Raw genomic sequence first — 23,581 nt, 5'->3', positions numbered from 1 at the left:
GTGCTCGGCTACGTGTACTCGCCGCGCGTCCTCGCGCATGACCCGCCCGCGCCCGACGTCAACCAGGCCGGACTGACCGCGCAGGCGCACGAGCTGGTCGAGCGCAGCACGCTGCAACTCGCGCCCATCGCGCCCGAGCCGGCGCCCGAGGACGCGCTGCTGAGCGTGCACACGGCCGAGTACCTCGCTCGGCTGCAAGCCGCGTGTGAGGGTGGGCCGTGGGACGGCGAGTACGCGCCGGTCACGCCCGGGACCTGGGAGGCGGCGCGGCTGACGGTCGGCGGTGTGCTGGCCGCCGTCGACGCGGTCCTCGACGGCCGCGTCACGCGGGCGCTCGTGCACGCTCGCCCCGCCGGCCACCACGCCGAGCCGGACCGGGCGATCGCCTCGACCTACCTCAACAACGTCGCCTGCGGCGTCGAGCATGCGCTCGCGCGCGGTGCCGAGCGGGTGGCGATCGTCGACTGGGACGTGCACGTCGCCAACGGCGCGGAGCGGATCTTCTGGGACCGCGACGAGGTGCTGGCCGTCTCCCTGCACCAGCGCGACTGGTACCCCGCGCACGCGGGCGCGCTCGACGCCACGGGAGGCCCGAGGGCGCAAGGCGCGACGGTCAACATCCCGCTCCCTCCCGCGACCACCGACGGCGGCTACGAACTCGCCTTCGACGAGCTCGTGGCGCCGGTCCTGCGCGCCTTCCGGCCCGACCTGATCATGGTCGCGGCGGGCCAGGACGCCTCGATCTACGACCCGACCGGGCGAATGATGGTCTCGGCGGGTGGGTTCCGGGCGCTCGCCACCCGCATCGCCGGCCTCGCGGACGAGCTGACCGGCGGGCGCCTCGTCGCGAGCACCGAAGGCGGCTACAGCCCGATCTACAACCCGTTCTGCCTGCTGGCGGTCCTCGAGGGACTCGCGGGCGCCACCGGCGGGATCGCCGACCCGTACGCCGACGACCCCACGATCCGCGCGGCCCGCGCGCCGGCCGACGACCGGGTGCGAGCCGCGATCGCCGCCGTGCGCAGCGCCCAGCCGCGCTGGTTCAACGGGCGGGGCCACGACATGAAGACCGCGTATCGCCGCCGCGTCTAGCGGAATACGCAGCGTCGCGCCGCCGTTCGTATCGACGATGCGCGCGCTCTTCACCACCACCGGCTCGGCCGGTCATCTTGGTCCGCTCGTTCCGTTCGCCGACGCCATCCGCCGCGCGGGGGGCGAGGTGCTGATCGCCACCCGGGGGTCGTCCGCGCTACGAGCGCAAGCGACGGGCTTCGACGTCTGGCCGTTCCGCGACGCGCCGGCCGAGGAGCGCGACGCCGTCCTGGCCTCGACCCGCGGCCTTCCGCTCGAGGAGGCGCACGCGCGCCTGCTCCGGGAGGTGTTCGGTGGGATGGACGCCCGCGCGGCGCTGCCGGGCGTGCTCGAGACCTGCGCGACGTGGCGGCCGGACGTCGTGGTCTATGAGCCGAGCGAGCGGGTCCGCTGGCGGCCGCGCATCACGGCCTGCCGACCGCGCGGGTGTCGATCACGCAGGTCGCGATCGAGCAGCGGATGCAGATCGCGATGGACGAGGCGCGCGAGCGGCTGCGGGCAGAGCAGGGGCTCAACGCCCGGAACGGCCTCCCCGAGGCGCACTTCACGCTGATGCCGCCGGTGCTCGAGCACCCCTCCGCACCCGGCCCGGTGAACCTCGAACGGTTCCGGGAGCGCGACGACTCGGCGCCCGCGCCGCTGCCGGACTTGTGGGACGGCGCGACGGATCCGCTCGTCTACGTGACCTTCGGCTCGGTCGCCGCGCAGCGGCCGGACATCTTCCCGGCGCTCTACCGCTCCACGATCGACGCGCTCGCGCCACTCGCGGTCCGCGTGCTGGTCACGATCGGCCGCGAGCGCGACCCGGAGGATCTCGGACCGCGACCCGCGAACGTCCACGTCGAGCGCTGGGTGCCGCAGGCCGACGTGATGCCGCACGCGAAGGCGATGGTCAGCCACGGCGGCAGCGGCACGCTGCGCGCCGGTCTCGCCGCCGGGATCCCGCAGGTGGTGCTGCCACTGTTCGCCGATCAACCGGACAACGCCGAGCGCGTCGATGCGCTCGGAGCCGGGATCGCCCCGGGTCGGGACGGACTCGCCGACGCTGTCGAACGCGTGCTCGACGATCCCCGGTACGCCGCGCGGGCGGCCGCCGTCGCCACCGAGATCCGCACGCTCCCGGACGTCGACCTCGCCGTGGCCCGCCTGCGCGCGTAACTCCAGGGTCCGCCACCGATTGTCCCGCGCGGCGACCGCGCTTAGCGTCGGGTGGATGCGCTCTCTCCTCCTCGCCGTCGCCGCGGCTCTGCTGTTCGCGGCTCCGGCCTTCGCCGTGTCCGGCGGCACGACGGTCGACATCGCCACGGCGCCATTCGTGGCCGGCACGGGCAACTGCACCGGCACGCTGATCGCTCCCGATCGGGTGCTGACAGCCGCGCACTGCCTCGATGGCGCCGGGAACGGGTTCTACTTGGCGGTCGGCGCCGGGACGGTCGACTTCACCAAGCTGCCGGCCTCCAAGAGATACTCGGCCAAGGGCGTCTCGATCGCGCCAGGGTTCAAGCTCTCGTTCCCGTTCGCGCACAAGCGCCCGCAGAACGCGATCGCGGTCAACGACGTTGGGATGATCATTCTCGACCGGCCGGTCGAGGGCGTCACGCCGCTCCGGATCGCCGGTCCGCAGGACGCGGGGCTCGAGCAGCCCGGCAGCGCCGTCCGCCTGCTCGGGTACGGCGCCACCCAACCGGTCGAGACGACCCCGTTGATCCCGCTGCAGGGCGGTGACCTGAAGCTGATCGACGCCGCGACCTGCGAGCAGGCCTACCCGAAGGCGATCGAGCCCACCGACATCTGCGCACGCGACGACGACACGCCCCTGACCCAGCCGTGTCCTGGCGACAGCGGCGGCCCGCTGCTCGCCCAGACGCCGACCGGCCCGGTCCAGATCGGCGTCACGAGCTGGGGCTCGGAGGTCAAGGAGAAGAAGTGCGGCCAGGCCCATCTGCCCGCCGTCTGGATGCGGGTCTCGAAGTTCTACGGCTTCCTCACCGCCGCGGACCCGGTCCTCGCGCCCTACACGGAGCAGAAGGTCACGCTGACCGGCAAGCACACGCTCACCTGCCACGCGCCCACGTTCACCGGCACGAACCCCAAGATCACCTTCCGGTGGGGCGTCCCGCGCTACAAGCACCAGCTGATCCAGGAGCAGCCGCACCCGATCACCGCGATCAAGGGCGCCAACAAGAGCACCTACAAGCGGACCGGCCGCAAGCAGGTCGCGTGCGAGGTCACGGCCGCCAACGCGAGCGGCAAGTGGACGGTGTACTCCCCTTCCGTGCCCGGCTAAGGCAAGATGCCGCCGGTGGAAGACGGCGGCGGCAAGCGGGTCTCGTGGGTCGAGCTCTACCTCGACCTGATCTTTGTCCTCGCCGTCGGTCAGCTCTCCCACCTGATCGTCGGCGAGCCGGAGATGCACAGCGTCTGGATCGCGCTCGGGCTGTTCTTCACGTTGTGGTGGACGTGGATCGGGTTCTCGGTGCTCTACAACCGCTTCGGGGCCGACACGGCGCCGCAGCGGCTGCTGTTCCTGGCCGGCAGCGTGCCGACGGGCGTCGCGGCGGTGGCGATCGAGCCCGCCTCGACCGGCGACATCACCGTCTTCGCGTTGAGCATGGCGCTCACCCGCCTGCTGCTCGCGTTCGCCAACGCCGACGACGGCGGCATGCGCGACATCCTGCGGGGGCGGATCGCGGTCTCCTATCTGCTCTCGGCCGGGCTGTTCCTGATCTCGATCTGGGCTCCGGAGCCGTTGTGTTACGTGCTGTGGGCGATCGGCATCGGGCAGGAGTCGGGCTCGATGCTGCACGAGGACCGTAAGGCCTCGCGCCGGGCGCGGGAGGAGCACGACTGGTCGGCTCTGAAGCCGGAGAACCCGGACGAGGCGCTCGATCCGCACCACTTCGCCGAGCGCTTCGGGCTCTTCCTGATCATCCTGCTCGGCGAGGTCGTGGTCGAGGCGGGGCAGGCATCGGTGGACGGCCACGTCGCGACCTTCGACGGGTGGATGGCGCTCGTCGCCGCGATGATCCTGGCGGCGTCGTTGTGGTGGCTGTACTTCGACTCCGCCGCCGACATCAACCTGCGCGTGTTCGAGCTGTCCGGCGGGTCGCCGACGATGGCGAAGGCGATCTTCGCGGTCGGGCACATGGTCCCGGCGTTCTCGCTCCTGCTCGTCGCCTCGGGCGTCGGACTGCTCCTCGAGGAGGAACCGCCGAAGCTCGCGTACGTCATGCCGGCGATCGCGATCGGCATCTACCTGCTCGGCACGCGCGTGTTCCTGGCGGCCAAGACGCGGCCCGCCCGGGTCATGCGCGTCGTCCTGCTGATCGCGATCTTCTCGCTCGGTCGCCTGTACGACACCCTCGAGCCGCACGCCTACCTCTGGCTGCTGGCCGCGGTCGGTGCTGTCTGCGCCGCGCTGTCGATGTCGCGGATGAGCCGAGAGGACCTGGAAGAGATGACCGAGCGCAAACGTGCCCGCGGCCGGCGCTGACCGCGCCCTCAACCGCGCGCTCCTGGCGCGCCAGGGGCTGCTCGAGCCCTTCGACGCGCCCGTGGTCGACGTCGTCGAGGCGATCGGCGCGTTGCAGGCGCAGGCGTGGGCGGCGCCGCCCTTCGCGCTCTGGTCGCGGATGAAGGGCTTCCAGACCGAGGACCTTCATTCCGCGCTGGCGCGGCGCGAGCTCGTCGTCGGCATGAACCTGCGCGCCACGCTGCACCTCGTCTCGGCGCGCGAGCACCCGGCCTACCACGCGGTCGTCGAGGCCTCCGGCATGACCGACTGGCGGCGCACCAAGGCGACGTCGTCCGACGCGTTGCGTGACGCCCTCCTCGGTTTCGCCGACACGCCCCGCAGCGGCGATGAGGTCGCCGCGTTCGCCGACGCGTGGGTGGACGAGCACCCGGACGCGATCGCCCCCGACGAGCTCGAGCACCAGCGGGCGTACAAGTGGCGCCCGCTCGTGCGCTGGAGCGCTCTGACCCGCGTGCCCGAGGACGGCAAGTGGGCGAAGACGCCGATGACGCTGGTCGCCGCGCCGGACCTGAGCGCCCCGGACGACGCGCTCGCGATGGTGGTGCGACGCCACCTGCGCGCGTTCGGGCCGGCCTCGGCGGAGGACGTCGCGAGCTGGATCGGGTTCCGCGTCCCGCCCGTGCGCGAGGCGATGAAGGTGCTGGACCTGGTCGAGGTGGACGGGCTGTTCGACCTGCCTGAAGCGCCGCGCCCGGACGCCGACACGCCCGCCCCGCCGCGCTTCCTCGCCGCCTTCGACTCCGCCCTGCTCGCCTACCCCTCCAAACGCCGCACGCGGATCGTCCCGGACGAGCTGCGCGACCTCGTCTACCTGCGCAAGAACCTCCAGGTCAAGCCGACGTTTCTGGTCGACGGCTTCGTCGCCGGCATCTGGGCGATCGAGGTCAAGCGCCGCGAGGCGACGCTGACGCTGACCGGCTCACCCGACCGCGCGATCCTCGAGGAGGGCGAGAAGCTCGTCCGCTGGACGCACCCGGACGCCAAGGCGCATCACGTCGCGGTGTGCTGAACTCATCGGTGCGATGTCGTTGCCGTTCCAGTGGGACGATGGTCCCGAGGCGGGTGCGTGGATCGCCTCTCGGCTGGGACCGTTCGGAGCGGCGCTCGGACACGCCGTCCCGCTCGGGTACGAGGGGTACGCGATCGTCCCCATCCCGTGGGACGAAGACGAGGACGACGATGCCGAGTCGCCCAGCATCACGGTGACGGACGCCTTGCTGGACGTGCTCGCGCCGGTCACCGGCGACCAGCCCGTGCATTGTGGGTTGTGGGACGGCTGGGGCTGGCTCGCCGACGCCGGCGAGCAGATCGCGGCGCACCAGCTCGAACGCCCGGCCGCCGATCCGCTCGAGCTCCCGCACCGGCGCTACCACCTGTGGTCCGGTCCGCTGCGCTCGGTGCTGGCGCTGCGCGACGACGGGGCGGCTCCGCCGTCGCTGATCTGGCCTGAGGACCGCTCGTGGTTCGTCGGCGTGCCGATCTACACGAACGAGATCGCCGTCGGGGGCGGGGCGGAGCTGATCGAGGCGATCCTCGCCGACCCGCGGCTCGCCGCGCGCCGCGGCTCCCCGGACGACCTGCTCGACCACGACGACTGAGCGGTCAGGTGCGCTCCGGCGTCCGCTCCTCGACCAGCAGCCCGTAGCGCACGCCGTCCTGCCAGGACCCGTGGCGGTCGTAGGCGCGGCGACGGACGCCCTCCAGAACGAATCCCGCTCGCTCGAAGACGCCGCGGGCGGCGTCGTTGATCCCCATCACCTCGGCCTCGACGCGGTGTATGCCGTGGACGTCGAACAGCCGATCGCAGAGCTCGCGCACGACCCGCACCGCCAACCCGCGGCCCTGAACCGCCGGATCGAGCATCAGCGTGCGGATCTCGGTGATCCGCGAGCGGCGGTTGACGAGCTCCCAGCGCACGCCGCCCGCGAAGCCGCCGTCGACCTCGACGACCAGCAGTTCGCCCGAAGCCGACGACAGCGCGCGCCGCAGGGTCTCGGCGGCATCCCACGCGAGCGTGCGCGCGATCTCGGGGCGCTCGGCGAGCGCGATCAGGGCGTCGAGGTCGGTCGCGACCGCGCGCCGGAGGCTTGCTGCATCCATGTCGCAACAAGCCTTACAACCGCGGCGGCGCCAAGCGCGCAATGGAGGACATGCGCAACGCGGCCCCAGATGCGAAAGACTTGCAGTTGCACAGCACCCCCGAGAGAGACCAGTCACATGCACATTCCTGACGGCTTCCTGACCACCGACGTCGCCCTCGCGTGCGCCGTTCCGGCTGCGGTGGCCGTCGGCGTCGGCCTGCGCAAGGCCAGCAGCGACCTCGACGAGCGGCGGGTGCCGCTGCTGGGCGTCACGGCGGCGTTCGTGTTCGCGGCGCAGATGCTCAACTTCCCGGTCGCGGGCGGGACGAGCGGGCACTTCCTCGGCGCGGCCCTGGCGGCGGTCCTGCTCGGCCCGTGGCTGGCGTGTCTGACGCTGGCCGTCGTGCTCGGGGTGCAGGCGTTCGTGTTCGCCGACGGGGGCGTCACCGCGCTCGGGGCGAACATCCTCAACATGGGGGTGATCGGTGCCCTGGCGGTCGGCGGGATGATGCACTTCGCCCGCCACCTCGCGCCCAAGCAGATCCTGCCGATCACCGCGATCGGCGCCTGGCTGGCCGTGATGCTCGGCGCGACCGCGACCTCGTTCGAGCTCGCGATCTCCGGCACGGTCCCGCTCGGCACGGTCCTGCCGGCGATGCTCGCCACCCACGCGCTGATCGGCGTCGGCGAGGCGATCGTCACCGTCGCCGCCGTGAGCGCCGTCCTGTCCACCCGCCCGGACCTCGTCCGCGGCCGGATCGCGGTGGCGGCATGAAGCTGTTCACGATCCTGGCCCTCGCGCTCGCGATCGGGCTCGCCACCGCCGCGTCGCCGTTCGCGTCGACCGCACCCGACGGGCTCAACCGCGTCGCCGAGGACCACGCCTTCATCGACGCCGGCAAGAGCCAGGACGGCCCGATCGCCGGCTATGCCTTCCCGGGCGTCCACAACGCGCGCGTCGCCAAGGGCCTCGCCGGCTTCACCGGCACGCTGATCGTCTTCGGCGCCGGCCTGCTGCTCGTCAAGGCCGCGCGGAGGCGCCCGACGCTCGCATGAGCGGCGCGCACCTCCATACCGGGGTGGTCGGGGACAGCCCGGTCCATCGCCTGGACCCGCGGGCGAAGCTGCTCGGCCTGCTCGGCATCACCGTGGTCGCGGTCTCGGCGCCGCTGCATGCCTGGCCGGTCTTCGTGGCCTGCGCGGCGGCGCAGCTGAGCATCGCGATCGCCGCCCACATCCCCGCCCGCACGATCGTCTCCAGAACCCGCGTCGTGCTCCCCCTGATCCTCTTCGTCGCGCTCTTCATCCCGTTCTCCGAGCACGGCCTGAGCACGTTCGTGAACACCGGTTCGAAGGCGCTGATCGGCACGACGAGCGCCGTCCTGCTCGGCGCGACGACGAGCTTCCCCGACGTCCTGCACGCGCTCGAGCGTCTCCGGGCGCCGAAGCTGCTCGTCCTGATCGCGGCGTTCATGTACCGCTACCTGTTCACGATCCTCGACGAGGTCCAGCGGATGCGCTCGGCCCTCGCCGCCCGCGGCTACGCGCCCCGCCACGCCCTCCAGGCGCAGGCGATCGGCCGCGTCGCGACCGCGCTGTTCCTCAGGACCTACGAGCGCGCCGAGCGCGTGCACCTGGCGATGCTGGCCCGCGGCTGGCGGCAGACGATGCCCCGCCTGAACACGCTCGCCTTCACCCGCACCGACACGCTCTTCCTCACCGCCCTGGCCACGCCCCTCCTCGCCACCCGGATCCTCCTATGAGCTGCGCCATCCACGCCCGCGACCTGCGCTTCACCTACCCGAACGGCGTCAGAGGCCTCGACGGCCTCGACCTGCACATCAAGCACGGCGAGCGCGTCGCCGTCCTCGGCCCGAACGGCGCCGGCAAGACGACGCTGATGCTGCATCTCAACGCGCTCCTGCAAGGCACCGGGGAGCTCGAGGTCGCGGGCCTGCGGGTCGGCCACGACGACGTCCGCGATCTGCGCGCCCGCGTCGGCCTGATCTTCCAGGACCCCGACGACCAGCTGTTCATGCCGACGGTCCGTGAGGACATCGCGTTCGGGCCGCTCAACCTCGGCTTCTCCAAGCCCGAGGTCGAGGACCGCATCACGCGAGCGCTGAACGCCGTCCGGATGAGCGAGCACGCCGACCGCGCGCCGCACCAGCTCAGCCTCGGCCAGCGCCGGCGGGTCGCGATCGCGAGCGTGCTCGCGATGGACCCGAGCCTGCTCGTGCTCGACGAGCCGAGCGCGAACCTCGACCCGCGCACGCGGCGGGAGCTGATGGAGACGCTCGACGCGATCGACCGCACGCTGGTGATCGTCACGCACGACCTGCCGCTGGCGGCGATGCTGTGCGAGCGCTCGGTGCTGCTGTCCGCGGGCCGGATCGTCGCCGACGGCCCGACCCGCGAGATCCTCTCCGACGAGCAGCTCCTGGCCGCGAACGACCTGGAGCTGCCCGAAGGGTTCAGCCTGCGATCTCTGCCCGCTTCGCCTCGATCCCGTCCAGCAGCTTCTGCATCGGCACCTTGAACGCGTCGATGCCCTCGCGCAGCAGCTGATCGGTCACGTCGTCCATGTCGATGCCGGCGTCGGCGAGCGCCGACAGCGTCGGGGCCGGATCGTCGGCGGCGGTCGGGCCGGTCACACCGCCCTCGGAGCCCGCGGCCTGCACGACCGGCAGCGGCATCGTGTTGACGGTGTCGGGACCGACGAGCCCCCAGACGTACAGCGTGGGCGGGTAGGCGGGGTTCTTGACCCCCGTCGACGCCCACAGCGGGCGCTGGACCGGGCAGCCGGCCTCGCGCAGCGCGGCGAAGCGCTCGCCGCCGAAGACCTTCTCGAACGCCTTGTACGCCGCGCGGGCGTTGGCCAGGCCGGCCGTGCCCTGCAGCTCCTTGTTGCCCGCGGCCTCGAGGCGCTTGTCGACCTCGGTGTCCACACGCGAGACGAAGAACGACGCGACCGAGTGCCGGTCCAGCGGCTTGCCGGCCTCGACCCGGCGCTCCATCGCGCGGATGTACGCCTCCATGACCTTCTCGTAGGCGGCGACGCTGAAGAGCAGCGTGACGTTGATGTTCAGCCCGTCGAACAGCGCCTGCTCGATCGCCGGCATGCCCTCCTCGGTCGCCGGGATCTTGATCATCAGGTTCGGGCGGTCGACGAGGTCCCAGTACATCCGGCCCTGCTCGAGCGTGCCCTCGGTGTCGTGGGCCAGCCGCGGCGCGACCTCCCAGGACACGTAGCCGTCGACGCCGCCGGTGGCGTCGTACACCGGGCGCAGCACATCGCACGCGGCCTGCACGTCGTGCAGCGCCATCGAGCGGTAGATCTCGCGTGCAGTCTTGCCTTCGTCGGCCAGCGCCTTGAGCTCTGCGTCGTAGTCGGCGGAGCCGAGGATCGACTTCTCGAAGATCGCCGGGTTGGAGGTCACGCCGCGCAGCGACTCCTCTTGCACCATCCGTGCAAGCTCACCTGATTCGATCAAGCCCCGTGAAAGCTGGTCCAGCCAGATGCTCGTCCCCGCCGCCGTCAGCGCAGCCAGGCGCTCGTTCACTGCGGTCGCGCTCATTCCGTCTCCTTTTCCGATTCGCCGCCACTGATTGTCACATGCCCCGCGTGCTGCCGCTGGTCGCCCTCCTGCTCGCGCTGTTCGCCCCGCCCGCGGCGGCTCAGACGCGGCCGAACATCGTCTTCGTGCTGACCGACGACCTCTCCTGGAACCTGATCCCGTACATGCCGCAGGTCCAGCGGCTGCAGCGGGAGGGGATGACGTTCGAGCGCTACGTGGTGACCGACTCGCTGTGCTGCCCGTCGCGCGCATCGATCTTCACCGGCCGCTATCCGCACAGCACCGGCGTGCTCAAGAACATGGGCGCCGACGGCGGGTTCGGCGCGTTCCACCCGGTCGAGGAGAAGAGCACGTTCGCGACCGCGCTCCAGCGGAGCGGCTACCGGACCGCGCTGTTCGGCAAGTACCTCAACGGCTACTTCCCGTTCACCCGCACCGACGGCGCGCGCCCCTACGTGCCACCGGGCTGGTCGGCGTGGGCGGTCGGCGGCCAGGCGTATCGCGAGTTCGACTACACGCTCGCGGTCAAGCCGTACCGCGGACGGCCGAGGATCGCCCGGTACGGCACCATGCCGGAGGACTACCTGACGGACGTCATCTCCGGCTTCGGCCAGGCGTTCGTGGCGCGAGCCGTCGCCGACGGCAAGCCGTTCCTGGTCGAGCTCTCCACCTACGCGCCGCACGCGCCGTCGACCCCTGCGCCGCGCGACGGGGAGGCCTTCCCCGGCCTGATCGCCCCGCGCACGGCGCTGTTCGACGCCCCGCAGCTCTCCCCCGCCCCCGCGTGGCTGTCGACCACACCGCTCTCGCCATTGGAGATCGCCGGCATCGACTCCGAGTTCCGCCTGCGCGCCCAGTCCGTCCAGGCCGTCGACCGCATGATCGGCGAGCTGCGCGCCCAGCTCGCCGCCCTGGGCGTCGCCCAGAACACCTACTTCGTCTTCAGCTCCGACAACGGCTACCACATGGGCGAGCGGCGGCTGACGCCCGGCAAGCAGACCGCATGGGACCACGACGTGCGGGTGCCGCTGGTGGTCGTCGGCCCCGGCGTCCCGCCGAATACGAGCGTGCGCGATCTCGCCGCGAACGTCGACCTGCGCCCGACCTTCCAGGAGCTCGCGGGAGCGCCGATCGGCTCGCGCGTCGAAGGCCGCTCGCTGGTGCCGTTCCTGCGCGGGACGACGCCGGCGAGCTGGCGCACGATGACGCTCGTCGAGCACCGCGGCGCCTACACCGAGGTCGCCGACCCGGACTTCCAGGGCCCACGGCAGGGCAAGCCGCCGAGCTACGTCGCCCTGCGCTTCCCGGACGCGCTCTACGTCCAGTTCGACAGCCCGCGGTTCGCGCCCGAGTACTACGACCTGACGACCGACCCGGACGAACGCGTCAACGTCTTCGGGACGCTCTCGCCGGCGCGCCAGGCGCAGCTCGCGGCGCAGGCGGAACAGCTGCACGCGTGCAGCGGCGGCGGTTGGTGCCAAACGGCGGATCGAGGCCCGTAGTCTTCGCCGAATGCGGGCGATCCAGATCGTCGAGCTCAGCGGCCCCGGGTCGGCGCTGAGGCTCGTGGACATCCCGGAGCCCGGCGGTGACGGCGTCGTGATCGACGTCCGGGCGGCCGGCGTCTCCTTCCCCGAGGTGCTGCAGACGCGCGGGGCGTACCAGATCAAGCCGGAGCTGCCATTCGTGCCCGGGAGCGAGGTCGCGGGCACCGTCAAGGAGACGGCGCACGGGTTCGAGGCGGGCGACCGGGTCGCGGCGTTCCCGATGCTCGGCGGGTTCGCGGAGGTCGCCGTCGCGCCGGCGCACTTCACCTTCAAGCTGCCCGACGCGCTCGACTTCGCACAGGGCGCGGGGCTGATCCTCAACTACCACACGGCGTACTTCTCGCTGGTCAACCGCGGGCGCCTGCAGGCAGGCGAGACGGTGCTCGTGCACGGCGCCGCCGGCGGGGTGGGAACGGCCACGCTGCAGGTCGCCAAGGGCCTCGGCGCGAGGACGATCGCGGTCGTTTCCACCGATGCCAAGGAAGCCGTCGCGCGCGACGCGGGCGCCGACGAGGTCGTCCGCGCCGACGGCTTCAAGGACGCGGTCAAGGAGTTCGGCGGCGCCGACCTGATCGTCGATCCGGTGGGCGGCGACCGGTTCACCGACAGCCTGCGCTCGCTCAACCAGGACGGGCGGCTGGTCGTGGTCGGCTTCACCGGCGGCTCGATCCCCGAGGTCAAGGTCAACCGCCTGCTGCTGAACAACATCGACGTCGTGGGTGCCGGCTGGGGCGCCTACATCACCAGGCGGCCGCAGGTGATCGGGGAGATCGCGGCCAAGCTCGACGAGCTGATCGCCGCCGGCCACATCCAGCCCGTCGTCGGCGCCAGGCTGCCGCTCGAGCAGGCCTCGGAGGCGCTGAAGCTCATCGACGAACGCGGTGCGACCGGAAAGGTGGTGCTGGAACCATGAGCGAGCCTGTGACGCTCTCCGTCGAGGACCGCGTCGCGACGTTGACGCTCAACCGCCCCGAGGCGGCCAACGCGCTCGATCCCGCGCTGATGCACGCATTCCGCGATGCCGCCGAGAGCCTGGACGAGCGCGATGACGTAGGCGCCGTGCTGCTGAAGGCGGCGGGCAAGAACTTCAGCGTCGGCGGCGATCTGCGGTTCATGCACGATGCCGGCGACGACGTGTCCGACGCCGTCTACGGCCTCGCGAGCACGATGCACGCGGGGATCGAGGCGCTGGCGGAGCTCGACGCGCCCGTGATCAGCGTCGTCCGCGGGGCGGCGGCCGGGGGCGGGATGAGCATCGCGATCGCGGCCGACCTCGTGCTCGCCGCGGAGTCGGCGCACTTCACGGTCGCGTACACGGCGATCGGCTTCAGCATGGACGGCGGCGCGAGTTGGACCCTCCCCCGCATCGTGGGACATCGCCGCGCGATGGAACTCGCGCTGCTCAACGAGCGCCTGACCGCGGCGCGGGCGCAGGAGCTCGGGATCGTCACCCGCGTGGTGCCCGATGACGACCTCGACGCCGAGGCCGAGCAGCTGGCGCGACGCCTGGCCCAGGGCGCGATCGGCGCGCACGGCGCGGTCAAGCGGCTCCTGCGCTGGTCGTCGACGACGACGTTCAGCAAGCAGCTCGAGGACGAGGCCCACACGATCGCCGGCCTCTCCGCCGCGCCGGACGGCCGCGAGGGCGTGCTGGCGTTTCTCGACAAGCGTGCGCCACACTTCGGAGAGCCATGAGTTCGACGATCCACATCCCGCTCGACGAGGCCGGGCCGAGCGTCTCAGACGTGATGATGGTCGGGGCCGAGAGCGTCGGGCCCGACATGCCGCTCGCCGACGCCCGCGCGTTCTTCACCCCGCGCAAAAAACTGCTGCTCGTCACCGACGGCGACCGGTTCCTCGGCACCCTGACGCCCGCCGACCTGCCGGACACCGATGACGGCGCCATCGGCCCGCACGTCAACGCCGATCCCCCGCGCGTCACGCCGGACGACCCCGTCGCGACCGCGATGGCGCTCGTCGAGGACGAAGACATGACCCGGATCCCCGTGGTGGACGCCGAGCACCGTCTCCAGGGCATGGTCTGCTTCAACCGCAGCCACGAGGCGTTCTGCATCTACCCCTCCTGAGCATTCCCAGCCCGTCGCGCGGGTCGATCTCGATCGGCCCGCTCGACATCCACGCCTATGGGCTGATGTACGCCATCGCGGTGATCGTCGCGGTGGTCATCACCAAACGACGCTGGAAGGGCGATCCGCAGCTCGTCGACGAGGTCGCGCTGTGGGGCTTTCCCGCGGGCCTGATCGGCGGGCGGCTCTACCACCTGGCCACGAGCTGGGACGAGGTCCCGCACACGTGGTGGGGGCCGTTCGCGGTCTGGAAGGGCGGGCTCGGGATCTGGGGCGGGATCGCGCTCGGCGTCGCCGTCGGGTTGTGGCGGGTCAAGCGCAACGGCGCCAACGTGGCCGAGTTCATGGACGCCGGCGCGCCCGCGCTGTTGGTGGCGCAGGCGATCGGGCGCGTCGGGAACTGGTTCAATCAGGAGCTGTTCGGCAAGCCGACCGACCTGCCCTGGGGCCTGGAGATCGACCCCGAGCACCGGCCCGCGCAGTACGCCGACCAGGCCACGTTCCACCCGGTCTTCCTCTACGAGATCATCTGGAACCTCGCGCTGGCCGGGGTCCTGGTCAGGCTCACGGGCCGCGTCCGACCACCGGGTCTCTTTGCGCTCTACGTCGCCGGCTACAGCGCGTTCCGGATCTTCGCGGAGCTGATCCGCGTCGACCCGGCCAAGCACTTCCTCGGACTGCGGCTGAACCTGTTCGTGGCCGTGACGCTGTGCGTCGGCGGCCTGATCTGGTTCTGGTACACGCAGCGTCACTCGGACGCGGGCGGCTCCTTCTCGGGCAGCCCGGGGAGCGGCGCGTCCTCCGGATCCAGCTCGGCCGGCGGGCCCATCGGCTGATCGTCCTCTTCCGGCTCTCCAGCCTCGGTGGGCGGCGGGTCCTTGGGGATCTCGGTCATCCGACGGGTCTACCCGCGCGGGCGATCCGGCGCACGGCCAGCGGCGCCAGCAGCACCGCCACCAACAGGCGCAGGATCTGCACGGCGAGGATGAACGTGGTGTTCGCGCCCGCGCCGACGGCCACCGCGAGCACGGCGTAGAGGCCGCCGGGCGTGGTCGCGAGGTACGCGTCGCGGAACGTGACGTCGGTGGTCAGCGTCAGCACGACGGCGAGCCCGGCACAGCCGATCAGCAGCGCGAAGACCGCGCCGAGCACCGGGAAGATCAGCCGGCCGAGCAGCTTCACGGTGGCGACCGTGAAGCGCAGGCCGACCTGGAGCCCGATCAACGCGAACGCGAGCTCGCGCACGACCGGCGGGACGGCGAACCCGACGCCCGCGAGCGTGAGGGCGCCTGCGACGAGCATCGGGCCGAGCAGGGTGCCCGCGGGCACGTTCAGCCGCCGCGCTGCGAGCGCGCCGAAGACCGCGATCGCGGCGGTCAGCAGCCAGTCGGTGACCTCACCGAACGCGGCCTCGTGGGCGGTCGCTCCCCCCGACCCGCCGCCGAAGGCCGCGATCAGCAGCGGCGTCAGCAGCACGACGACGAGCACCCGCAGGTACTGCATGAAGGCGACGAGGCGGTCGTCGCCGCCGAGGTCGTCGGCCATCGTGACGATGCCGGACGCGCCGCCGGCGATCATCCCGAGCGTCGCGGTCGGCACGTCGAGCGCCGTGTAGCGGGCCAGGACGCGCCCCGCGGCCATGCTGATGCCCAGCGTGGCCGCGCTCACGAGCGTGACCGGCAGCCAGTCGTGCGCGGCCGCCGTCAGCGCCTCGGACCGCATGTACGCACCGAGCGTGACACCCACGACCGCCTGCGCGGCGAGGAAGCTCCAGCTCGGCGGCGCGAGGCCTGCCCGCGGCCGTGCGAGGGCGAAGGCGAGCCCGACCAGCAGCGCCGCGAAGAGCGTCGGCGACGGGAAGCCGACCGCGCTCAGCGCGAGCGCCAGGATCGCGGTGGCGGCGCCGAGTCCAAGCCATGGCGCCGCGCTTCGCATCCCTCCTCAGGCTAGAGCTTCACCTTGAACGTCCAGCTGCCCTTCTCGGAGTGGCCGTCGCCGGCGCGGGCGCGCCACGAGGCCTTGTAGCTGCCGCTCCCCAGCGCGGTCTTGGGCACCGCGCGCAGGACGGCCTTGTTGGACGACATCAGCCCGTTGGACTTGAGCTCGAAGACGTGCCCGTTGGCGGTCGTGAGCGAGATCGTGCCGGTCTGCATCTTCGCCTTGAAGGTCGCGCGGACCTCCTTGACGGCCTTGGTCTGCGTCGAGTTGCGCTTCGGCGTGACGCTCTTGAGCGGCGTGTGCGCGGCGACCGCGGTGACGGGCGCGGTGACGGTCAGCGTCGGGGCGGGGGTCTCGGCGCCGGCGGCGCCGTTCCAGTTGACGACCTCGCCGTTGCTGTAGGTCTGGCGGGCGGGGAAGGTCAGGACCGAGTTCGGCTTGTTCGGGATCCGCATGGAGAGGCCGAACTCCTCGAACTGGCCGGGGAGGATCCAGCCCGCCTTGGAGGTCGGGCGCCACGTGACCTTCGCGACCTCTTCGGTGATGTCGCCGTCATCGCTCTTGACCGGGGTCGCCAGCTTGCGCATCGAGACCTTCGCGGTCCAGCCCCAGACGCGCTTGGTCGAGGCCGAGTAGAACCCGCTCGGGAAGTAGACGACGACGGTCTTGGTGGAGGCCTCGTCACGCTCGTTCGGGACCCGGACGTCGACGCGGGCGAACGAGTTCGCCACGACCGAGCGGGGGTTGAGCGTGACATGGGCCTGAGCCGCAGGGGCGGCGATGGCGAGCCCGGTGAGGCCCGCGACGACGGAGACGCGCGTACGCGACATTGGTCTTGCTCCTAGATCTTGGTTTTCGCTGTCGGATTGGGGTCAGACGGCGAGAGCCGGCGGACCACGCGGGGCGCGCGGGGCGCGCTCCAACAGCGAGACCAGCGCCGTCGAGTGACGGCGCGACCAGAGGACCTTCGCGGCGCGGACCCGCTCGGCGAGCGCGCGGTGGACGGCGAGGATGACCTCCTCGCCGACGTACCGGCCCGTCAGCAGCAGCGCGGCGATGACCAGGATCGGCGCCGCCCAGGGGCCCATGGCCACGACCAGCAGGATCGCGGCAAGCAGGAAGACCGGGGCGGAGCGCCTCATGAAGGGCGCAAGGGTACCGTTGCGCGGCGTGCTTGTCTCCTCGGCGATCGGCCAGACGTTGCACCGCCTCGGCGGCGACGTCGTGTTCGGCCTCATGGGCAGCGGGAACCTGGCCGTCACGAACGCGATCGTGGCGGCCGGCGGGCGGTTCGTGTCGGCGCGCCACGAGACCGGGGCGCTGTGCATGGCCGACGGCTACGCGCGGGTGTCCGGCCGGCTCGGGGTCGCCTCGGTCCATCAGGGGCCCGGGCTGACCAACGCGCTGACCGGGCTGACGGAGGCGGCGAAGTCGCGCACGCCGCTGGTGCTGCTGGCGGCCGACACGCCCGCCGCGCAGCTGCGCTCGAACTTCAAGATCGACCAGGACGCGCTCGCGCGCTCGGTCGGCGCGGTGCCCGAGCGGGTCCACTCCGCCGCGACCGCCGTCGCCGACGTCACCCGCGCCGTCCGCACCGCGGTCGTCGACCGGCGCGCGGTCGTCCTCAACCTCCCGCTCGACGTGCAGGCGGCCGAGGTCGAGCTGACCGACCCACGGCCGTGGGCGGACCTGCCGCCGGTCCGGCCGGCCGACGTGCTCGCGGTCGCGGAGCTGCTCGTGCGCGCCCAACGGCCGGTGCTGATCGCGGGGCGCGGGGCGGTGCTGAGCGGGGCGGGGCCGGCGCTGCGGCGGCTCGGCGAGCTCAGCGGCGCGTTGCTGGCCACCTCGGCGGTGGCCAACGGGCTCTTCGGCGACGACCCGTTCGCGGTGGGGATCAGCGGCGGCTTCGCCACGCCGACGGGCCAGAAGCTGATCGGCGAGGCCGACCTGATCGTGGCGTTCGGCGCCTCGCTGAACGCGTGGACGACGCGTCACGGGGCGCTGGTCGCGAACGCGCAGCTCGTGCAGGTCGACCGCGACGCGGACGCGATCGGCGCCCACCGGCCGGTCGACCACGGGCTCGTCGGCGACGCGCGGGAGACCGCCGAGGCGCTGATCGCGGCGCTGACCGCCCGGCGCGGCGAGGTCGACGTGGGCGGCGCCGCCCGCCGCAGCATCGCGCTGGCCGCCGAGATCGCGGGCGGCGCGTGGCGGGACGTGCCGTACGAGGCGTCGCGTGACTGGCTCGACCCACGCGACCTGAGCATCGCGCTGGACGAGCTGCTCCCGGCCGAGCGGACCGTCGTCGTGGACTCGGGCGCGTTCATGGGCTACCCGTCGATGTACCTCGGCGTCCCCGACGCCCAGGGCTTCGTGTTCCCGCAGGCGTTCCAGTGCGTCGGGCTCGCGCTGGGGAACGCGATCGGCGCCGCGGTCGCGCGGCCCGACCGGCTGACCGTGTGCGCCGTCGGCGACGGCGGTCTGATGATGTCGCTGCCCGACCTGGAGACGCTCGGCCGCGAGAAGCCGGACATGCTCGTCGTGGTCTACGACGACGCGGCCTACGGCGCCGAGGTCCACCACTTCCGCCCGATGGGCATTCCGGTCGAGCTCGCCCAGTTCCCGCCCACCGACTTCGCCGCTTTGGCCGAGGCGGCGGGCTGCCGCGGCGTCACCGCGCGCTCGGTCGAGGACCTGGATGCCGTGCGCGAGTGGCTGCCGAACCGCGACCGCCCGCTCGTACTGGACGCCAAAGTCGATCCCGACATCTGTGCCGAATGGCTAGAGGAGGCATTTCGTGGCCACTGAATCCCTTGCGTCGCTCGCATCGGCGCTGGCCGACGGCTCCGTCCGCGTCGTCGACCTGACCCAGCCGCTGAGCGAGAACACGCCGGTGCTGCAGCTGCCGCCGCCGTTCGCGAACACGCCCGGCCTGTCGCGCGAGGACATCAGCCGCTTCGACGACGCCGGCCCCGCCTGGGCCTGGACCACGCTGAGCCTCGGCGAGCACGTCGGCACCCACTTCGACGCCCCGATCCACTGGATCACCGGCCGCGACGGCGAGGACGTCGCGTCCGTGGCGCCGTCCAAGCTCGTCGCCCCCGCCGCGGTGATCGACAAGTCCGCCGAGTCCGCCGCCGACCCGAACTACCTGCTCACGCTGGACGACATCCAGCGCTGGGAGAACGAGCACGGGCCGCTCCCGCCCGGCGGCTGGCTGCTCCTGCGCACCGGCTGGGACGCTCGCGCCCACGACCAGGAGGCGTTCCTCAACGGCGCCCAGACGCCCGGCCCGGACGTCGAGGCCGCGCGCTGGCTGGCGGAGACGTCGCCGATCGTGGGCGTGGGCGTGGAGACCGTCGGCACCGACGCGGGCGCCGCCCACTCCTTCGACCCGCCGTTCCCCGTCCACCACTTCCTGCTCGGAGCCGGCAAGTACGGCCTGACCCAGCTGGCCAACCTCGCCGAGCTGCCGCCTCAGGGCGCGATCGTCGTCGTCGCGCCGCTGAAGCTCGTCGACGGGACCGGGTCGCCTAGCCGGGTGTTCGCTCTCGTGTGAGGCGTTCGCGCAGCGGGGCTGGGTCGAAGTCGTGTGCCTCGAGCCAGCCCGCGACGCCGCCGAATTGGCGGTCGAGCGCGTCGAAGACGCCCTCGAGCGCCTCGGCGCGGGGCATGCGGGACTGGTCGGTGTAGGGCTCGAGGTCGGCGGCGTAGGTCGGTGAGGCGCGCAGGCGGCGCATGATCGCCGTGATCCGCTCGCCGGTGAGCAGGTAGTCGGCGAGGATCTCCTCGCGCGGCACGCCCGCGACCTCCAGCGCCAGCGCGACGACGACGCCGGTGCGGTCCTTGCCCGCCGCGCAGTGGACCAGCACGGCGCCAGGACCATCGGCGATGTCGTTCAGCGCGCCCACCACCGAGTCAGGCCGGTGGCGCAGGTAGGAGAGGTACCAGGTCGCGGCGGGGTGCTCGCCGTCCTCGGCCGAGATGATCACGTCGGTGGTCTCGCCCTTCTCCGGATAGACGGAGCGGTGGCGGATCTCGACCTGGCCCACCAGCGGCCCCGGACCCTCGGACTCGACCTCGAAGGTCGTGCGCAGGTCGACGACGCGGCTCAGGCCCAGCGCGGACAGCGCGGCGATGTCACCGGCCGTGAGGTCCTGCAGGTTGTCCGAGCGCAACAGCACGCCCGAGGCGGTGCTGCCGCCGCCCGACAGCGGGAGGCCGCCGACGTCGCGGACGTTGACGGCGCCCTCGAGCTCAACCCAGCCGCTCAGGCGCTCCCCACCTCTGCAGCACCTCGGGCACGGCGACGCCGGAGCCGTCGTAGTGGCTCTCCATCAGCGCGATCAGCGTCCGGCCGACCGCGACCGCCGTGCCGTTCAACGTGTGGACGTGCTCGGGTTTGCCGGGTGGGCGGGACGGTCTATGGCGGATGTCGAGGCGGCGGGCCTGGAAGTCCGTCGTGTTCGAGGTCGACGTCAGCTCGCGGTACTGCTGCTGCGAGGGAAGCCACGCCTCGAGGTCGTACTTCTTGGCCGCGCTGGAACCGAGGTCGTCGACCGCGATGTTCACGACGCGATGCGGGATGCCGAGCCCCTGGAGGATCTCCTCCTCGATGCTCAGCAGCCGCTCGTGCTCGGCCAGCGAGTCCGCCGGGTCCACGAACGAGAACATCTCGACCTTGTCGAACTGGTGCACGCGGAAGATGCCGCGCGTGTCCTTGCCGGCGGCCCCCGCCTCGCGCCGGAAACAGGGCGAGAAGCCCGCGTAGCGGCGCGGCAGCACGTCCATGATCTCGCCCGCGTGCAGCGATGCCAGCGGGACCTCGGACGTCCCCGTCAGGTACAGCGGGTCATCCGCCAGACGGTAGATCTGCTGCTCGGTGTCAGGCAGGAAACCGGTGCCGAACAGCGCCTGCTCCTTGACCAGCACCGGCGGGATGACGGGCTCGAAGTCGTGCCCGCGCAGGATCTCCATCACCCAGCGCACCAGCGCCAGTTCGAGGAAGACGAGGTCGCCCTTGAGGTACGCGAAGCGCGAGCCGGAGGTCTTCGACCCGGCCTCCATGTCGATCATCGCGCCCGCGATCTCGAGGTGATCCGGGCCTTCAGGCTTGTTCGAACCCCACTCGCGAAGCGTCGTGTCCTCGTCGGCGGCGGTCGGATCGGGCGGGTTCGGCAGCGAGTGGTTGAGCTCTGTGACGCGCGCTTCGAGCTCATCCTTCTCGGCCGCCAGCTCCTTGACGCGGGCGCTGACGGTCTGCATCTCGGCGATCGCCTCGGAGGCGTCCGCGCCGGTCCGCTTGGCCTCCCCGATCGCCTTCGCGCCGGCATTGCGCCGCGCCTGCGTCTCCTCGAGCTCCGGCAGCACCGCGTTGAGCCGCTCACGCGCCGCCAGCGCCTGCAGCAGCCGCTCGTCGGACCCGTCGCGACGCCGCGCCAACGCGGCCCGCACAGGCTCCGGATCGCGGGCGATCGCCCTGAGGTCGAGCACGCGTCTACCCCGCGGGCGGGCAGTCGGGCGGCGTCGTCGCGCCCGGCGGAAGGTGCACGTCGGACCCGGAGAACTCCGCGAGGAACTCGGCCAGCGCCTGGGCCTCCGCGCCGACGACGATGTTCTGCGGCATCGGGCCGGAGGAGAAGCCGCCGTTGCGGATCGCGTACAGCGCGCAGTTCTTGGTGACCTTGCGCTGGTCGAAGTTCGGGCCGTCCTTGTACTCCCGGGTCCGCACATTGGTGGCGGAGCCCTGGGTACCCGCCACGCTGAGGGTGTGGCATCCACCGCAGCGCTCGGCGAAGAGTCCGGCAGCAGCATGCTGCTCCGGCGGCAAGCTCGAGGAGATTCCCTCCTCACCGCAGGCGACGACGCCCCCCGCGGTCGCGGCGAGCGAAACGGCGATCAGCAGCACACGGCGAGCCCTCGTCATCGGGTGCGACAGCATAGGGGACCGATGCCCGTCAGGACCCTCACCCCGCTCGTCCTCGCCCTCTGCGCCCTGGCGCTCGCCGCGTGCGGCGGCTCGGGCTCGGCCGTGCGCGAGCCGTCGCGCCACTTCGACTTGACGCTCGACGACTACCTGATCCGCCCGCAGAACCTCCGCGTTCCGAGCGGGGAGGAGACCGTGACGGTCACCAATCGCGGCCGGCTCGGTCACACGCTGAGGATCCGCACCCGGACGGGCCGCAACGTCCTGGCCTTCCAGACGCTCCAGCCCGGCGAGTCCAAGACCCGCAGCTTCAAGATCAGCCGCGGGACCTACACGATGTACTGCGTGCTGGCCAACCACGAGGAGCTCGGCATGTACGGCACGCTGGTGGTCGGATGATGGACACCGTCGCCCCCCAGCGCTTCCGCGCCGTGATGGGTCATTTCACGACCGGCGTGACCGTGGTGACGGCCACGGCCGAGGCCGGCCCGGTGGGCATGACCGCCAACGCCGTCTGCTCGCTCTCGCTGGACCCGCTGCTGCTGCTCGTCTGCTTCGCCAACGACGCCCGCACGCTGCCGCCGATCCGCGAGCACCGGCGCTTCGGGGTCAACGTCCTCGCAGCGGGCCAGGAGGACCTGGCGCGCCTGTTCGCCTCCAAGGCGCCGGAGGTGGAGAAGTTCGCCGGCGTGCAACATTCCGTGCACGACGGCATCCCGGTGATCGACGGCGTGCTCGCGTGGGTGGGCTGCACGCTGCAGGAGCTGATCCCCGGCGGCGACCACACGATCGGCATCGGCGCGGTCACCGCCGCCGAGGCGGGCACGGGGGAGCCGTTGGTCTGGTTCCGCGGCGAGTACCGCTGATGACCGACGTCCACACCACCCTCGGCTGGATCGCGATCGGCCTCAACGTCGCCGCGGCGGCGCTCGGCGGCATCGCCTGGCTTCTACGCGCCAACCCGAAGCCGTTCTGGTGGCTGCTGCGAGGCGGCCAGGGCCTGATCATGGTCGAGGCCGTGATCGGCGCCGCGCTGCTGCTCGACGGCAAGGATCTCCCGCGGCTGCATCTGGTCTACGGACTGACACCGATCGCGGTCGCGTTCTTGGCCGAGCAGCTCAAGTTGTTGGCCACGCAAACCCTCCTGGACAAGCGCGACCTCGAGAGCGGCGCCGACGTCGCGAAGCTGCCGCAGGAGGAGCAGGTCGCGTTCGTCACGGCGGTCCTGCGACGGGAGCTCGGAGTGATGGCGACGTCGGCGTTCATCGTCGCCGTCCTGGCCGCGCGGGCGCAAGGCGCTCTTTAGGTGCGCTTTGGCACTAAGTAACAGCCACGCACAAGGTGCTACAAATCCGAGACGTGATCCGTGCGTATCTGCCGGCGATCGTCTTCGTGGTCCTCGGGGTTGGTCTCGGGGTCGTCTTCACGACGCTCAACAGCGTCCTGGGCCCCAAGCCGAAGTTCCGTCGTAAGGCGACGTCGGAACCCTATGAGAGTGGTCTGCCATCGCATGTGTCGAAGTCGATGCGCTTCGGCATCAGCTTCTACCTGGTGGCGATGCTCTTCATCCTCTTCGACATCGAGACGATCTTCCTGTTCCCGGTCGCCGTGCAGCTCAAGGCGTTCGGGACGTTCGCGCTGATCGAGCTCAGTGTCTTCATCGTGCTGCTGTTCGTGGCCTTCATCTACGTGTGGCGCAGGGGGGCTCTCGAATGGAAGTGACGCGTCAGCCATTGGGCAAGGGCGCCAACGGCGAGCTCCGGGCCCGCCAGCTCAACGCCCGCCGCATGCTCGCCG

General features: G+C 71.8%; 29 protein-coding genes. 21 read left to right on the top strand and 8 right to left on the bottom strand.

The annotated features are described in order from the left end of the window. The 6 genes from G569_RS46935 (at position 1) to G569_RS0109410 (ending at position 6,225) form a co-directional block, all read left to right on the top strand. Positions 1-1,092, top strand: a complete 1,092-nt coding sequence (locus G569_RS46935; RefSeq protein ID WP_053226096.1) for an arginase family protein — start codon at positions 1-3, stop codon at positions 1,090-1,092. 426 nt (positions 1,093-1,518) lie between these two features. Beyond that, the gene (locus G569_RS46930) at positions 1,519-2,250 is read left to right on the top strand and encodes a glycosyltransferase (RefSeq protein ID WP_028063233.1); all 732 of its coding nucleotides are present in this window, start codon (positions 1,519-1,521) and stop codon (positions 2,248-2,250) included. Between the two features lie 55 nt (positions 2,251-2,305). Next, a complete protein-coding gene (locus G569_RS0109425; protein WP_028063232.1) occupies positions 2,306-3,379 on the top strand; it encodes a S1 family peptidase in 1,074 nt (357 codons plus the stop codon). 6 nt (positions 3,380-3,385) lie between these two features. Further along, positions 3,386-4,585: a low temperature requirement protein A gene (locus G569_RS0109420; protein ID WP_028063231.1), complete on the top strand. Its 1,200-nt coding sequence runs from the start codon at positions 3,386-3,388 to the stop codon at positions 4,583-4,585. Continuing rightward, positions 4,566-5,636: a winged helix DNA-binding domain-containing protein gene (locus tag G569_RS0109415; RefSeq protein ID WP_028063230.1), complete on the top strand. Its 1,071-nt coding sequence runs from the start codon at positions 4,566-4,568 to the stop codon at positions 5,634-5,636. The genes G569_RS0109420 and G569_RS0109415 overlap by 20 nt, the downstream gene beginning before the upstream one ends. Before the next feature lie 13 nt (positions 5,637-5,649). Next, positions 5,650-6,225: a hypothetical protein gene (locus G569_RS0109410; RefSeq protein ID WP_028063229.1), complete on the top strand. Its 576-nt coding sequence runs from the start codon at positions 5,650-5,652 to the stop codon at positions 6,223-6,225. A 4-nt stretch (positions 6,226-6,229) separates the two neighbouring features. Here the strand turns inward: G569_RS0109410 and G569_RS57585 are convergent, their stop codons facing one another. Then, positions 6,230-6,727: a GNAT family N-acetyltransferase gene (locus G569_RS57585; protein WP_053226095.1), complete on the bottom strand. Its 498-nt coding sequence runs from the start codon at positions 6,725-6,727 to the stop codon at positions 6,230-6,232. 117 nt (positions 6,728-6,844) lie between these two features. On the opposite strand from G569_RS57585, the gene G569_RS0109400 reads away from it, so the two are divergent. From G569_RS0109400 to G569_RS46915, 4 genes are read left to right on the top strand one after another with little or no spacing between them, the layout of a single operon-like run. Beyond that, a complete protein-coding gene (locus tag G569_RS0109400; protein ID WP_028063228.1) occupies positions 6,845-7,483 on the top strand; it encodes an energy-coupling factor ABC transporter permease in 639 nt (212 codons plus the stop codon). After that, positions 7,480-7,764 (top strand): PDGLE domain-containing protein, encoded by a 285-nt coding sequence (locus G569_RS0109395; protein ID WP_028063227.1) that lies wholly within the window; start codon positions 7,480-7,482, stop codon positions 7,762-7,764. The genes G569_RS0109400 and G569_RS0109395 overlap by 4 nt, the downstream gene beginning before the upstream one ends. Further along, positions 7,761-8,471: a cobalt ECF transporter T component CbiQ gene (gene cbiQ / locus G569_RS46920; protein WP_053226094.1), complete on the top strand. Its 711-nt coding sequence runs from the start codon at positions 7,761-7,763 to the stop codon at positions 8,469-8,471. Before G569_RS0109395 ends, cbiQ begins: the two co-directional genes overlap by 4 nt. Further along, a complete protein-coding gene (locus G569_RS46915) occupies positions 8,468-9,247 on the top strand; it encodes an energy-coupling factor ABC transporter ATP-binding protein (protein WP_037495382.1) in 780 nt (259 codons plus the stop codon). The genes cbiQ and G569_RS46915 overlap by 4 nt, the downstream gene beginning before the upstream one ends. On the opposite strand, the gene tal is transcribed toward G569_RS46915, so the two are convergent. Then, positions 9,183-10,286, bottom strand: coding sequence for a transaldolase (gene tal / locus G569_RS0109380; RefSeq protein ID WP_028063226.1), 1,104 nt, complete (start codon positions 10,284-10,286; stop codon positions 9,183-9,185). The genes G569_RS46915 and tal overlap by 65 nt on opposite strands. Positions 10,287-10,324: 38 nt before the next feature. On the opposite strand from tal, the gene G569_RS46910 reads away from it, so the two are divergent. From G569_RS46910 to lgt, 5 genes are read left to right on the top strand one after another with little or no spacing between them, the layout of a single operon-like run. Next, positions 10,325-11,788 (top strand): sulfatase family protein, encoded by a 1,464-nt coding sequence (locus G569_RS46910; protein WP_037495380.1) that lies wholly within the window; start codon positions 10,325-10,327, stop codon positions 11,786-11,788. Between the two features lie 10 nt (positions 11,789-11,798). Next, entirely contained in the window at positions 11,799-12,746 is a 948-nt protein-coding gene (locus G569_RS0109370) for an NADPH:quinone oxidoreductase family protein (RefSeq protein ID WP_028063225.1), read from the top strand. Continuing rightward, positions 12,743-13,528 (top strand): enoyl-CoA hydratase/isomerase family protein, encoded by a 786-nt coding sequence (locus G569_RS0109365; RefSeq protein ID WP_028063224.1) that lies wholly within the window; start codon positions 12,743-12,745, stop codon positions 13,526-13,528. The genes G569_RS0109370 and G569_RS0109365 overlap by 4 nt, the downstream gene beginning before the upstream one ends. Continuing rightward, positions 13,525-13,920 (top strand): CBS domain-containing protein, encoded by a 396-nt coding sequence (locus tag G569_RS0109360; RefSeq protein WP_028063223.1) that lies wholly within the window; start codon positions 13,525-13,527, stop codon positions 13,918-13,920. Before G569_RS0109365 ends, G569_RS0109360 begins: the two co-directional genes overlap by 4 nt. Next, positions 13,875-14,756, top strand: a complete 882-nt coding sequence (gene lgt / locus G569_RS46905) for a prolipoprotein diacylglyceryl transferase (RefSeq protein WP_306765002.1) — start codon at positions 13,875-13,877, stop codon at positions 14,754-14,756. Before G569_RS0109360 ends, lgt begins: the two co-directional genes overlap by 46 nt. 55 nt (positions 14,757-14,811) lie before the next feature. On the opposite strand, the gene G569_RS0109350 is transcribed toward lgt, so the two are convergent. The 3 genes from G569_RS0109350 to G569_RS0109340 are packed head-to-tail and all read right to left on the bottom strand — an operon-like array spanning position 14,812 to position 17,000. Then, positions 14,812-15,855 carry an AbrB family transcriptional regulator gene (locus G569_RS0109350; RefSeq protein WP_028063222.1) on the bottom strand — a complete coding sequence of 348 codons (1,044 nt, stop codon included), beginning with the start codon at positions 15,853-15,855 and terminating at the stop codon, positions 14,812-14,814. An 11-nt stretch (positions 15,856-15,866) separates the two neighbouring features. Next, on the bottom strand, positions 15,867-16,688 hold the full coding sequence (locus tag G569_RS57580) for a DUF1775 domain-containing protein (protein WP_053226092.1): 822 nt from the start codon (positions 16,686-16,688) through the stop codon (positions 15,867-15,869). 42 nt (positions 16,689-16,730) lie between these two features. After that, positions 16,731-17,000, bottom strand: coding sequence for a hypothetical protein (locus tag G569_RS0109340; RefSeq protein ID WP_028063221.1), 270 nt, complete (start codon positions 16,998-17,000; stop codon positions 16,731-16,733). 28 nt (positions 17,001-17,028) lie between these two features. Here G569_RS0109340 and G569_RS0109335 point away from each other — a divergent pair, with 28 nt between their 5' ends. After that, complete coding sequence (locus G569_RS0109335; protein WP_028063220.1) at positions 17,029-18,666, top strand: thiamine pyrophosphate-binding protein; 1,638 nt, start codon at positions 17,029-17,031, stop codon at positions 18,664-18,666. Next, positions 18,656-19,417, top strand: coding sequence for a cyclase family protein (locus G569_RS0109330; protein WP_028063219.1), 762 nt, complete (start codon positions 18,656-18,658; stop codon positions 19,415-19,417). Before G569_RS0109335 ends, G569_RS0109330 begins: the two co-directional genes overlap by 11 nt. Here the strand turns inward: G569_RS0109330 and G569_RS46895 are convergent. Genes G569_RS46895 through G569_RS0109315 form a run of 3 tightly spaced genes read right to left on the bottom strand, consistent with a single transcriptional unit; the run spans position 19,392 to position 21,784 of the window. Further along, complete coding sequence (locus tag G569_RS46895; protein ID WP_037495375.1) at positions 19,392-20,132, bottom strand: tyrosine-protein phosphatase; 741 nt, start codon at positions 20,130-20,132, stop codon at positions 19,392-19,394. The genes G569_RS0109330 and G569_RS46895 overlap by 26 nt on opposite strands. Continuing rightward, a complete protein-coding gene (serS, locus tag G569_RS0109320) occupies positions 20,116-21,351 on the bottom strand; it encodes a serine--tRNA ligase (protein WP_037495373.1) in 1,236 nt (411 codons plus the stop codon). The genes G569_RS46895 and serS overlap by 17 nt, the downstream gene beginning before the upstream one ends. 4 nt (positions 21,352-21,355) lie before the next feature. Next, entirely contained in the window at positions 21,356-21,784 is a 429-nt protein-coding gene (locus G569_RS0109315) for a c-type cytochrome (protein WP_157591920.1), read from the bottom strand. 24 nt (positions 21,785-21,808) lie between these two features. Here G569_RS0109315 and G569_RS0109310 point away from each other — a divergent pair, with 24 nt between their 5' ends. The 4 genes from G569_RS0109310 to G569_RS0109295 are packed head-to-tail and all read left to right on the top strand — an operon-like array spanning position 21,809 to position 23,506. Beyond that, positions 21,809-22,183: a cupredoxin domain-containing protein gene (locus G569_RS0109310; RefSeq protein WP_028063216.1), complete on the top strand. Its 375-nt coding sequence runs from the start codon at positions 21,809-21,811 to the stop codon at positions 22,181-22,183. After that, positions 22,180-22,650 carry a flavin reductase family protein gene (locus tag G569_RS0109305; RefSeq protein WP_028063215.1) on the top strand — a complete coding sequence of 157 codons (471 nt, stop codon included), beginning with the start codon at positions 22,180-22,182 and terminating at the stop codon, positions 22,648-22,650. The genes G569_RS0109310 and G569_RS0109305 overlap by 4 nt, the downstream gene beginning before the upstream one ends. Further along, positions 22,650-23,090 (top strand): hypothetical protein, encoded by a 441-nt coding sequence (locus G569_RS0109300; RefSeq protein WP_028063214.1) that lies wholly within the window; start codon positions 22,650-22,652, stop codon positions 23,088-23,090. Before G569_RS0109305 ends, G569_RS0109300 begins: the two co-directional genes overlap by 1 nt. Positions 23,091-23,143: 53 nt before the next feature. Next, positions 23,144-23,506 (top strand): NADH-quinone oxidoreductase subunit A, encoded by a 363-nt coding sequence (locus G569_RS0109295; RefSeq protein ID WP_028063213.1) that lies wholly within the window; start codon positions 23,144-23,146, stop codon positions 23,504-23,506. Positions 23,507-23,581 lie beyond the last annotated feature (75 nt).

This window comes from Solirubrobacter soli DSM 22325, from assembly GCF_000423665.1.
Classification (GTDB): Bacteria; Actinomycetota; Thermoleophilia; order Solirubrobacterales; family Solirubrobacteraceae; genus Solirubrobacter; species Solirubrobacter soli.
Note: the sequence above shows the minus strand (reverse complement) of the source record. Positions and strands in the feature narration are given on the sequence as shown.